Genomic DNA, 10786 nt, shown 5'->3' with positions numbered 1-10786 from the left:
AGTTGTAGTGTACCTTGTGGTGTTTAGGAGGAAGGTTTTTCCGTAGGCCTGCCAGAATACGGAGATGTTATATGATCCCTTATATTTAGTTTCGGTTAATATTGGAATCTTGCTGGCTATTTGGAGGTTTATCTTGCCTTTTGCATCAGTTGTGCCTTGGGCATAGGCTATGATACAGTTTCCTGTCTCGTTGAACACGACGATTATTACGTTCTGGTTGGCGAAGGGTTTGCCCCATGGAGTTAAGAGTTGTACATAGGCTGAGGTTACTGGGGCCGCCTGTGCCGTGGTGGTTAGTGCTAGTGCTAGTATTGCTAGTGCGAGTATTCCAAAGATGTATTTTTTACTCATATGCATGCTTCACCCCTTTTCGGGGTTCGAGGGGTTGTTGGCTTGCAGGGTATTTATAGGCAACCTTTTCTGTTAATTAGAATCCGGCTTCAGGCTAATATTTGTTCGACTAAAAATGAAACGTGTTCCTCTGAGGCTTAAATTAGCGTTTTACCCAATGGATAGTATTCGAGCAGTAGGAGAGTTGAGCACCAGGTAGACTGCCAGGTAGAGCGGTACTGTTTTCTTAGAACCGTCTTCGCTGAATGTGAAGCCTAGTACTCGGCGGGGCCACTCTTCCATCTCGACCTTGACGGGGGTGTCTGGGAGCGCGACTGCCCTCTCGATTATGCTAGCGGCGTCCATTGCCTCGAGTTGCTGGATCGTTAGTGGGAGTACTTTGAGGCCTGTCTTGCCGTGGAGTGTTCCTGGCAGGCGTATGAGCCTCTTGACGTCCATTGTGACTTTCTCGTCTATGTTTGCCCTGGCCTCGGCGACGCACTCCATTATGAGTTTTTTGAGCTCTTCCCTCGGGAGGGGGGTGTCCTCTTTCCCCCTAAGGGCGAGGTGCATGGCTATGCGGCCTCTCCACCCTGGGGCCGTTGAAGGGTACTTGTACTTGTAGAGGTCTCCTGTCCTCTCGATGTATAGATCGGGGTCTATGCCGAGGCCCCGCACATAGTCGGCTATCTCGCGCCTGGCTTCCTGTTCGAGGTCGATTAAGGCTTTATCCTCGACGTGTATGTGGAAGCCCCTGTGCCCGGAGAAGACTGGGATCATCTCGCTCCTGGAGATGCCTAAGTCTTCTTCAAGTATGTCTATGAGCTTGAGCGCCTCCTCGCGGGCCACGCTTATGCAACGGTCGCAGACCCAGGTTTGACGCTCGAGGCTCTCGCTCCCGCAAACGGGGCACTTGAGAGCTAAGCCTCTTCCATGGGCGCCGCAGGCCTTGCACCTCCACGTGTCGTGGAGGGGCTTGCAGGGGGTGTCTATGTGGTCTACGTCTATGTCGAAGACCATGTCTGCGCCTTGCCAGCCCTTGTCCTCCATTTCGGGGGCTGAGGGGTCGGAGTAGTACGCGGTGGAGTAGTAGGCGTGCCTCGGTATTCTTTCAATAATGTATCTGTTCATCTCCTCGGGGTTCTTGAAAGATATGTGTCTGATCATCCCGCTGGACGAGAAAGTGGTGAAGGCGAACTCTCTCCTCTCTATGCTTGGAGGGGGAGGGACTGGGTTTTTCCGATAGTATTCCTTGAACAAGCCTTGTATGTCCACTTCTACGACACCTGGCTCTCAACCACCCTGGGGGTCTTCCCGCGAAGGGCCCTGTAGAAGTATTGGAGGGGGTGCTTTACCCCCTCGCACCTCCACCTGCAGAGTCCTAGGCTCCTCATGTTGTCGCACTTGTAGGGTGTGTATTTTGTCCTGGAGCCTCTCAGGCCAGCTATGTGCTCAACCTGGTACCGGGCTAGATCCTCCCTGTAGTCGGGGGAGTATTTGAATATCTCGAGTGTCTCATCCACTGTGAAGCCGACGTTAAGCAGGAATGACGCTAGTACAAAGCGGGCGCTATGAGGAAGGTTTTTTCCGCTCTTCGCCTCATCCATTAGAGTCTTGATGCATGGGGGGAAGGCGTCCATGCCGCTCTTCCTGTATCCGGCCTGCGCGAACTCTAAAACTTCCCTCCTCGTTTTAGCCCAGGACTGTGATAGCTCCTCTACAACGGCGTAGACCCTCTCTGGTAGTAGCGAGGAATCCACGCTCGCGGATTCCACTAGCCTGGAGACATGTTTCTTCACTCCTGTCTGTATAAGTCTCGCTAACTCATGCGTGGAGACCTCGACGTAGCCGTCTCTGAGGGCCCTGTTTACGAGCTTCCATTTACCCGTGAAGTCCGGCTGTGCATGGATATAGTTCTTGAAGTGCACGTAGATTTTGTTGCTAATCTTAACGTTCCATCCTAGAACCTGTGAGATGTAGAAGAGCAGCTGTACCCTTTCGCGTGAGTCGGCTTCTAGGCTGGGCGAGATGCTCTTGGAGAAGGCTGTCGCAAACTTCTCGGTTAGGGCTTTATCGCCTACCTGTGATAGAAGGAGAATGGCCGTTGCAAAGGCCGATACTTCAAGTCTGTAGTCGTCGCTGGATACGGGGTATCTGCCGTCCTCAATAACGGAGAGGATTTTTCTCTTAGCCTGTTCTAGTATCTCGTTTCCTAGGGGTGTCTCGCCTAATTCCTCGATGGTGAGGCCTAGCTCCTTAACGATCTTGATGGCCTCCGGCAGGAATGGATACTTTAAATAGTCCTCGGGACCAATGACCACTTTTAAATGCTCTGAACCCATGGGTTACTCCATGCGCGGGGCTAGGAGGTATTTCAGCGTACCGCCTCCGGCTATGTCGAAGCTCATCTCTATGGGCATGTTTGTCGCGAATCGTAGAGCCATTATGTCGCTCACCCTGTAGGCTTTCGAGACGATCTTGTCCAGGAAATCTATCCCGTAGCTGGCCTCTGAGGGTTCCTTCACGTCTATTTCGAGCAGGCTTCCCGACTCTATGGTGAACTTTGTCTCTATCTCGCCCCTGTCGCTCCTAGCAGATAGGTGGAGGGACTCGTCTTCGGCCTTGAGCTTTACAGCCTCTGATACCAGAGACGCGTCCTTGAGCGCATCCCTGAAGGTGTCGCTGAGCATCTTGGCTGCAACCGTGAAGTTGAGCTTGGGAGAGGGTAGTTCTTGGCCTGCAATGTCGAGGAGGGGGAACCTGAACCTCCGCTCGGCCCTGCCTTGTAGAATTATTGTGAGCCTGCCCTCGCCGACCTCGAATACGAGCTTGTCGTCGGACTTAGCCCTCTTTAAGACCTTGTTGATGTCGTCGAGTACAACGCCAATCTTAGTCTCCGAGTCCACGGAGTATTCCTCGAAGAGCCCGGCTGGCATGAAGAGGTCAACCATCGCTACTCTGCCTGGGTCTAGAGCTCTGAGGCGTAACCCGTCTGGAGATGCAAGGAAGTTTGCCTCGTCGACTATTGTTGAAAGGCTTTCAAGAATATACCTCCATTCGCGGGCATCCGGGAAGGTGAACCTGACCATTTTTGACCCTCGTTTAAAGAAGTTGGATACTGAATATAAAACTATCATTAAGGTTGGCGTCAAGAATAACGTGGGATCTCCTCTTCAGGCGTATTCGCGGTAGACCTTCCTGCACTTAGTGCATATGTAGAACCTTGTCGCTGGCTCGTCGCCAGCCCTTGTCTGAACCTCGTACACGTAGGCTTTGTCGTTGCCGCAGTTCTCACACTTGAAGGGCACCACTGGGAGTGTAGACACGTTCACATCCAAGACGGTGATCTTGTCGAGGGGGTGTCGTTGAACTTTTTCCTCGAGACGGTACGCGTTTCCAGGATTATTGCTCTCCTTAACATATCCGCAGCTTCTACACTTTAATACTTTCCTGCCGTCCACAACGGCTGGTAGCATTAGCCCCCCGCATTTAGGGCAGAACTCCATGTATCCACCTAGAGACCCATGCTCTAGGCCTCGCCTATAAACCTTTTCCAAGGCGAGGTTAGCGGTTTAGGCAAAAGTATTCAGTCATCTAGATGCATGCGTCTATGCAGGCTGGAAAAGCTTAAATTATGCGTGTAGGGTTGAAAGTGCAGCGTGGGGGTTGGAATGAAGGTTCCTGCAGTGATAAGGACCTATTGTCCAAAGTGTAAGACACATACAGAGCACGAGGTTACGCTTTATAAGGCTGGAAAGAGGAGAACGTTGGCTGAGGGTCAGCGGAGGTATCTAAGGAAGCAGAGGGGTTATGGGTCTAAGAGGAAGCCTGAGCAGAAGAGGACTGCAAAGGTTACGAAGAAACAGGTGTTGAAGCTTAAGTGTAAGGTCTGTGGATATACCTATCACAAGGAAGGCATTAGGCTGAAGAAACTGGAAATAGTAGAGAAGGTGAAGTGATATGGTTGAGGTGGAGCAGCTCGTTCCAAAGCCTAGGAGCAGGTTCGTAAAGGTTCGCTGTCCCGACTGTGGTAACGTCCAGGTAGTGTTCAGTCACTCCTCCCTTACAGCTAAGTGTTTCAAGTGTGGCAGGGTTCTTGTACAGCCTAGAGGGGGCAAAGCTCTAATAATAGCGGAAATCGTGGAATTCTTGACGTAACCAGACATTATCGTGTAGAAACACTGATCCTTTTAAGAATAGTCGCCCATTAAGCTAATTCTCCTGTAGATGTCCTCTTTTTTCAAACTTTCTCGTGACAGGCTTGAGAGGCAAAAAATATCTGTCACTAAACTTATTCTCTCCGGCGATAGACTGTGGTTAGACGTAGAGAAGAGGTTCCTAGCCTCAATGAATTGGTTGTGGCTACTGTAAAGGAGATTCACGAGCATGGAGCCTTTGTAGCTTTGGACGAGTACGGGGGATTGAGGGCCTATGTCCCGCTTGGAGAGGCTAGCCATAGCTGGTTTAGGAATATAAGAGATGTTTTAAGGGTGGGACAGAAGGCTGTGTTCAAGGTTATACGTGTAGATCCCTCAAGAAAGCTGGTTGACTTATCGTTAAAGAGAGTCTCAGATGGAGAAAGAAAAGAGAAACTCATAGAGTGGAAGAGGGCACAGAGGGCTGAAAAGATTCTCGAGCTTGCAGCTAAAAAGCTACGTAAGACCCTCGACGAGGCTTACGAGAAGGTTGGCTGGCCGCTTGAAGACCATTATGGAGAGATTTTTAAAGGACTCGAAGAAGCTAGTCTGAGGGGCGAAGAGGCTCTCTTAGAGGCCAACGTTGAGAAAAAATGGGCCGAAGTTGTCGCGGAGATAGCCCGTCAAAACATTAGACTCCCACGGGTGAAGCTCAGCTTTATCATTAATCTTCAGTGCCTGGAGGGTGGGGTTAAAGCGTTGAAAGATATTTTAACATCTTGGGAAAGAAGCGTGAAGCTGCCATCGAATACCTCTGTAAGGTTTTATACACTGGGAGCTCCCAGGTATAAGTTAGATGTCGAGGCGTTGAATTATAAGGATGGTGAGAAAATATCATCAGATATTCTAAAAGCTATTGAACAGGGCGCGAAAACCCACGGCTGTAGCTTCTCGTTTGAAAGATTAAAAGGTGAATAAGAGGTGGGAAAGCATACACTTTTACACAAGTGTTCACAGTGCGGGATGTACACGTTGCGTTCTGATAAGTGTCCGTACTGTGGAGGGGAACTGAGGGCCGCTCACCCAGCTAAGTTTTCGCCTGAAGACCCTTATGGAGATTATAGGAGAAAAATGAAGCTGGAGATTCTTCTCGATAAGCGAAATTAACCTTTTACTTTAAAGACTTTTACCCATCCGTTGGGTTCCGAGACATATACGAGCTCAAAGTGTTTTAGAGGGGATAATAAGTAGTGTGGACCGTTATAGCCTTGGAGCTGACCTAGGAAGGAGTCGAAGATGAAGAGCTGTTGTTTATAGTTTCTAGTGAAGATCATCCTGTAGAGTGTCGCGTTTAACCCCTGCGGGGTGGGTGCGGGAACAAGGAGGTATAACCTCTGGTTATTCCCTAAATCTAGATACGCGTAGGAGCCGTTGTTAAATCCGTAGATATACTTTCCTGCATCAAGTCCTATCCATTTCAGCATCTGGGGACTTTTAGCCATGTCTCCTCCTAGAGCTGGGTGTATCATTGAGAAATATACGCTCATACCCGTTGAGAGTTGGAGGCTCTGTAGCGGCTCAAACACTACTACATAGGTTACGTTTAGCTCCCTGAAGATTTTCAGGGCTGTGTCCTCGTCTGACATGAACGCAGTAGCTATTCTCTGGATCTGCTTCGTGTCGATTGTAGCGTTGTCACAAGTTGTTTTGCGCTCGGTGTTGACGCTTATCCAGTAGCCGTAGTCCCACCATGTCGCAATGGTAGCATCTTTCGGGACGTTGATCTTTATCCATTCTAGTGCTGAGATCCAGTCCATGTATTGATAGTTGTAGTCTATCATCGGTATTGATGAAGTGAGTATAAGTGCTGGCTGGTGGGAATATATAGGTACTCTCGAACCAAGTATTGAAGGCGAGAAGAGTAAGAGGAGTATAATCATTGCCAGGACAGCTAGTGCCGGCGAGACAGACTTCTCTTTTTTCCTGGATATTGACGGACTTGACAGCATGCGAATCCTATCGAATAACTCGATAAGTCCCATAGAGGCTACGACTGATATGGCTGGCGACAAAAGCAGTACGAGCCTCACAATCGATGATGAAAAGTAGAGAGAAGTAGCAAAGTAGAGGGCGGCGAAGGCTGCGTTAAGGTCTGTCTTCAGCCTCCTGGCGAAGAGATACACAGCAAATATCCCGAAAATTATTGAGGACTGAAAATCATCAAAGAGTTGGTTCCATGAGGGTACTGCGTGTTCAGCAACTGTAGTCACTCCGGGTTCTCTAATAGTTGGCAGTACAACTGCTAGTATCCTTCCAGAGATCAAGGAGGTTAACCCTGCTACATATGCGACAATGAAAAAGATAACTACTACTCCCGTTATTCCAATACCTATTTTCTTTATTTTAGAGGGAGTTGCTGCTCTTAGCCGGGAATACCCTATTAACAAGAAGAACGCATAGAGAGTAGTAGCTAATGGCAGGAAACCTACCAGAGATAAGAATGCCGTTTTCGGGCCAAACCTAGGTGTGGTTGCGACAAAGAGGGTTGTAATTACATTGCTGGCTATATAGATCTTTGCCATGATTTTATCAGTAGGGTGGAATAGAAGCCAAATCAGGGATAAGAGGGCTATGAAGTTCCAGGGGTACAGGTATGCGCCCCACGATAGGACAACCATTCCGAAGGAGAGCCCGGCTAAGATGGAGAGTCCCAGTGATTTCCTTCGGTAAGCCACCAGGAAGAGGTAGAAGCCTAGCAGCATGAAGGGGATTGCAAATCCCTCGTGCTTAGCCCCGTAGTTGGTCCTATACATGTAAGCCCAGCTTAGGCTTATGAGGACGGCTGACAGCACGCCTGTTCTCTCATCCTTCAGCTCTTTACCCAATAGATAAGCAGTGAAAACAGCCAGGGCGGCTCCAACTGGGACCGAGATCCCGTGAACAAAATATAGGTCGGTTTTCACCCCTAAGGTGCGGAGAAGCTCGTAGGCAGCCACCGTAAAAAGTGCGGCTCCAGGCTGGCTCGAGCCCCTAAGATCCCTGCCATGCGGGGCCCAGAATAATGTGTCGAGTGGCTTGGGGTTTTCAAACCACCAGTGATACCACCAAGTTATGCCTCCAAGGAGGCTACCATTACCGTTTTCCAGCGTCTTCACGGATAGGTAATACTCGTAGAAGGGGTCGAACTCGTTGAGATAAACGCCCCAGTGGAGGGGGGCTAGGCGTGCCAGGAGCGTTATGGTAAACGAGATGGCCAGAATTACTCCAACCACAACTCTCGGATCTCCTAGAGCTTCAAGCCCCTTGAGCAACGCTGAAGCAAGACTGTCCTTGATGGTAGTCTTTCTTCCAGACACAGTTTACGCTTCACACATACAGGTATTTATTTTTGAGCTTATGCGAGAAATCAGGCTGACTCGGATATACTCCAAATTGAGAAAATATTATTAACGTTTGATTCCTGCTGTTATCCTCAATGATAACAGTTGTCTGCAAGAAGTGTGGCTATGTGTTCTACAAGGGGGAAAAGCTCCCCAACCTTTATAAAATATACGCCTCTGTCGGGGGAAAATGCCCAAAATGTGGTACCGCGATAGATTGGATCCCACAGGATATCGAGGTTAAGAGAAGGAAAACAAGGGGCTAGCTCCAGAAAGCCTATAGGGCTCCTTGTGTAAACTTACTTCCCCTCATACATACGACGATTATTCGAGATAGCCTTCATTATTAGGAGTGCGCGACCTTTAAGGTATATTCCTAAGGCGTCGAGTACATCATCCTTTGATTTTATGTCTGTGTGAGGGATGGGAAGCTTTGATTCATCCAGAAACTCGACCACTACATTGGGTGGTTTGACTTCAAGGAGCTTATGCGCCGCGGGGGTATTCCCAATGAAAAGAATCACACGGGCATAGTATCGGGAGAGAGCCTGGAATATTTTCCTAAATGTTTCGGGGGTTGTCGACGATGCATAGAGTATTTCATCGTCTGCGGCCATGACGAGGCCTGTTTTAGCTTCGCCTGGGTCAACAGCTATTATAACCTCCTTGTGTCTTTGAGGTGGTGATCTTAAAAATACGTTGATAAGTGGTTCAGCAATATCGTCATTTAATATTTCGCAAGGTATGATTACTTGGGGGTTCTCGGGATCTATTTCATAGTGACCCGCTATCCTACTCAGATAGTGAGAAAGAATTAGTAACTTCTCGCGACATTCAGAGGAGACGCGTATTGGGTCAGACACCTGTGTACTCGTGCTAGTTTCAGGTTTATATAGTTTAGCGCCGGGAGGCCACGAGTATGGACATACTTATCGAGAAGCCTTCTCCTCAAAGCACCCATCAATGGATTCGGTAAACTTCTCGTATAGATTCCTGTCGTAAACATGAACGACTATCTTCTCGTCTACTTTTTCAAGTCTGGTAAAGTCTCGGGAGAATCTTCTGAGAATCTTGTAGGCAAGTGGCTTTCGGCCAGAGATCTCTTGGGCCGTAACTATCAAGGGGATGCTTCTTCTTTGAGAGAACTCATGAAGCTTTGAGGCCGCGAAAAGTTGGAGTTTTGATATGGAAGTCTCACGCATATAGAATCTAAGCGGTAGAAAGTATATTGAGAAGCCATCGTATACCAGAGAGCCGAAATTTCCAGATAGTTTTTCGAGACTGAGTAGAAAGCTTATCTCGCTTTTCAGATTTTGAATTCTTACAACCTTTATCTCCTCACTTTCCTCAGGCGATATAATAGAATGTCTTCCAAGTCCTGCATAAAGGAGGGGGGAGGTACCAGCTATCAAGCGACCTGTGAATATAGAGAAGCGGGTCTTACAGGAACCTGGCGGACCATAGATTACATGTATTCCTGGGAGTCTGTAAAGGCGTAGTATACTCTTCATAATTGATTACTTCATCCCATATACGGTGAATAGTAGCAAGACAGAGATTAACACTACGAGTATGCCTGATATCAGAAACATTATTGCGAGGTTTGGCCGGGAGCGATACCTAGGAGCCTCGTAGAGCAAGATAAGCCCGGCTATCGATAGAGAATATAGGAAAAATATCGTGAGAAATTCGCCTGTTGTCTGTGAAGCCGTCCCAGGATAGATTATGTAGGTGCCCAGAGAGAAGGGTGGTCGCTCCGCCAAGATGAAGACTAGTCCTGATGCGATTAAAACTGAGATTACTAGTAGGAGCCATGCAAGGTTATTCTCGGATACCAATTTCTCTAATATAGTAAATCTTCCTTCAGGCATAACTGCTACACCAGGCCCGCTTATTTATTTTTGTCTTTTCCAGCTACCTAGGGTATCACGAAGGATGCCAGGGCTATAAGCATGCCGATTAGAGTAGTGTTTCTCAGCTTGCCGGCATTGGAGGGGGTTGGCTCCTTCAGCATAAGGTAAGCACCATGGATGAAAATAATGTCTGTCAGAGATATTAGCGCTGTGAAGAACAGTTTGTTCGCGAAGTAACTTATGGCTGCAAAACTTAGTGCAACAGCGAGAAGCATGAAGACCGATGCAACTTTTCCTGCTTTTTCTGATCCTATCTCACACGCTAGAGTGCATATGTTCACCCTCACATCGCCCTCAAGATCCCTGACACCTTTAACAACCTCCCTTCCTACATTTGCTAAAAATGCTATCATAAAGAATAATATCGTCTTCTCGGGTACATCGAGGCCGGTTGCCAGCGATCCGTAAAGGAAACTGCTCGCCGTTAACCCTGCGACAGTGATATTACCGATTATTGAAAACCTCTTCAAATACGCGTTGTAAAGATTACCGAAGGATAACGCCATGATTAAAAGGAGCATGGGTGCTTTACCCAGGAGTGAGGCGAGGATTATTGAGGAAAATGCTAGTAGGATTGCAATAATTACGGCTTCGTCTTTTGACACCTCTCCTGTGACGAGGGGCCTATCAGGCGAATTTATCCTGTCCTCTTCCATATTAAAGATATCATTAAAGGCGAAGAGAGAGGCTTCAACCATTACAGAGCTTAGAAAAGCGATTATCAACGCCTCACACAGACACCACTTGACAGCTAAGAATCCTGCCATGACCGCAAGGCCGGTCATGACGCCGTGTTCGATTCTCGTTAACCTTAAATAGGCTCTAGCTTTTCCCACAAGTTTACGGAGCTACCCCCCGATATAAAACATGGCGCCCATAGGAGATGAAAGACGGATTTTGTTAAGCGGGCCCGCCGGGAATCGAACCCGGGACCTGCGGCTTTCTCTGGGAAAGCCTAGGACTGCGGCGCTCCTGGAGCGTGGCCGCCGCGCTTCCTGACTGCGCTACGGGCCCTCGTGAAGGCTAG

At 48.5% G+C, this 10786-nt stretch carries 15 protein-coding genes and 1 tRNA gene; 5 read left to right on the top strand and 11 right to left on the bottom strand.

Annotation, left to right across the window (positions count from 1 at the left end; all coding sequences use genetic code 11):
- The 5 genes from ACP5KC_RS03585 to ACP5KC_RS03565 form a co-directional block, all read right to left on the bottom strand.
- On the bottom strand, positions 1-351 hold a 351-nt coding region (locus ACP5KC_RS03585; RefSeq protein WP_428286848.1), incomplete at its 3' end, for a hypothetical protein.
- A gap of 150 nt (positions 352-501) precedes the next feature.
- On the bottom strand, positions 502-1605 hold the full coding sequence (locus tag ACP5KC_RS03580) for a DNA primase small subunit PriS (protein WP_273433010.1): 1104 nt from the start codon (positions 1603-1605) through the stop codon (positions 502-504).
- Positions 1606-1607: 2 nt separating this feature from the next.
- Positions 1608-2672 (bottom strand): hypothetical protein, encoded by a 1065-nt coding sequence (locus ACP5KC_RS03575; protein WP_424740537.1) that lies wholly within the window; start codon positions 2670-2672, stop codon positions 1608-1610.
- 3 nt (positions 2673-2675) lie between these two features.
- Positions 2676-3419, bottom strand: coding sequence for a proliferating cell nuclear antigen (pcna) (pcn, locus tag ACP5KC_RS03570; protein ID WP_052884371.1), 744 nt, complete (start codon positions 3417-3419; stop codon positions 2676-2678).
- Positions 3420-3503: 84 nt separating this feature from the next.
- Positions 3504-3887, bottom strand: coding sequence for a transcription factor S (locus ACP5KC_RS03565; protein ID WP_273433007.1), 384 nt, complete (start codon positions 3885-3887; stop codon positions 3504-3506).
- A 114-nt stretch (positions 3888-4001) separates the two neighbouring features.
- Here ACP5KC_RS03565 and ACP5KC_RS03560 point away from each other — a divergent pair, with 114 nt between their 5' ends.
- The 4 genes from ACP5KC_RS03560 (at position 4002) to ACP5KC_RS03545 (ending at position 5633) form a co-directional block, all read left to right on the top strand.
- Positions 4002-4289, top strand: coding sequence for a 50S ribosomal protein L44e (locus tag ACP5KC_RS03560; RefSeq protein ID WP_052884924.1), 288 nt, complete (start codon positions 4002-4004; stop codon positions 4287-4289).
- A gap of 1 nt (position 4290) precedes the next feature.
- The gene (locus tag ACP5KC_RS03555) at positions 4291-4488 is read left to right on the top strand and encodes a 30S ribosomal protein S27e (protein ID WP_052884372.1); all 198 of its coding nucleotides are present in this window, start codon (positions 4291-4293) and stop codon (positions 4486-4488) included.
- A 155-nt stretch (positions 4489-4643) separates the two neighbouring features.
- Positions 4644-5444, top strand: coding sequence for a translation initiation factor IF-2 subunit alpha (locus ACP5KC_RS03550; protein WP_273433006.1), 801 nt, complete (start codon positions 4644-4646; stop codon positions 5442-5444).
- Between the two features lie 3 nt (positions 5445-5447).
- Entirely contained in the window at positions 5448-5633 is a 186-nt protein-coding gene (locus tag ACP5KC_RS03545; protein WP_257719660.1) for an RNA-protein complex protein Nop10, read from the top strand.
- Here ACP5KC_RS03545 and ACP5KC_RS03540 read toward each other — a convergent pair.
- Positions 5630-7822: an STT3 domain-containing protein gene (locus ACP5KC_RS03540; protein ID WP_428286847.1), complete on the bottom strand. Its 2193-nt coding sequence runs from the start codon at positions 7820-7822 to the stop codon at positions 5630-5632. The two genes, ACP5KC_RS03545 and ACP5KC_RS03540, sit on opposite strands and share 4 nt — an antisense overlap.
- Positions 7823-7941: 119 nt before the next feature.
- Here ACP5KC_RS03540 and ACP5KC_RS03535 point away from each other — a divergent pair, with 119 nt between their 5' ends.
- A complete protein-coding gene (locus ACP5KC_RS03535) occupies positions 7942-8112 on the top strand; it encodes a hypothetical protein (protein ID WP_191118459.1) in 171 nt (56 codons plus the stop codon).
- A 33-nt stretch (positions 8113-8145) separates the two neighbouring features.
- Here ACP5KC_RS03535 and ACP5KC_RS03530 read toward each other — a convergent pair whose 3' ends face one another.
- The 5 genes from ACP5KC_RS03530 to ACP5KC_RS03510 all read right to left on the bottom strand — a co-directional run bounded on the left by ACP5KC_RS03530 (position 8146) and on the right by ACP5KC_RS03510 (position 10773).
- Positions 8146-8709: a hypothetical protein gene (locus ACP5KC_RS03530; protein WP_428286846.1), complete on the bottom strand. Its 564-nt coding sequence runs from the start codon at positions 8707-8709 to the stop codon at positions 8146-8148.
- A gap of 66 nt (positions 8710-8775) precedes the next feature.
- Positions 8776-9357 (bottom strand): hypothetical protein, encoded by a 582-nt coding sequence (locus ACP5KC_RS03525; protein WP_273433002.1) that lies wholly within the window; start codon positions 9355-9357, stop codon positions 8776-8778.
- A gap of 6 nt (positions 9358-9363) precedes the next feature.
- On the bottom strand, positions 9364-9717 hold the full coding sequence (locus ACP5KC_RS03520; RefSeq protein WP_273433001.1) for a hypothetical protein: 354 nt from the start codon (positions 9715-9717) through the stop codon (positions 9364-9366).
- A 47-nt stretch (positions 9718-9764) separates the two neighbouring features.
- The gene (locus ACP5KC_RS03515; RefSeq protein WP_428286845.1) at positions 9765-10595 is read right to left on the bottom strand and encodes a UbiA family prenyltransferase; all 831 of its coding nucleotides are present in this window, start codon (positions 10593-10595) and stop codon (positions 9765-9767) included.
- Positions 10596-10664: 69 nt separating this feature from the next.
- Positions 10665-10773, bottom strand: a tRNA-Arg gene (locus ACP5KC_RS03510).
- Positions 10774-10786: the final 13 nt, after the last annotated feature.

It is taken from the genome of Infirmifilum sp. (genome assembly GCF_049970975.1).
GTDB lineage: Archaea > Thermoproteota > Thermoprotei > Thermofilales > Thermofilaceae > Thermofilum > Thermofilum uzonense.
The sequence above is the reverse complement of the archived record's forward strand: the minus strand, read 5'-3'. Positions and strand labels throughout refer to the sequence as shown.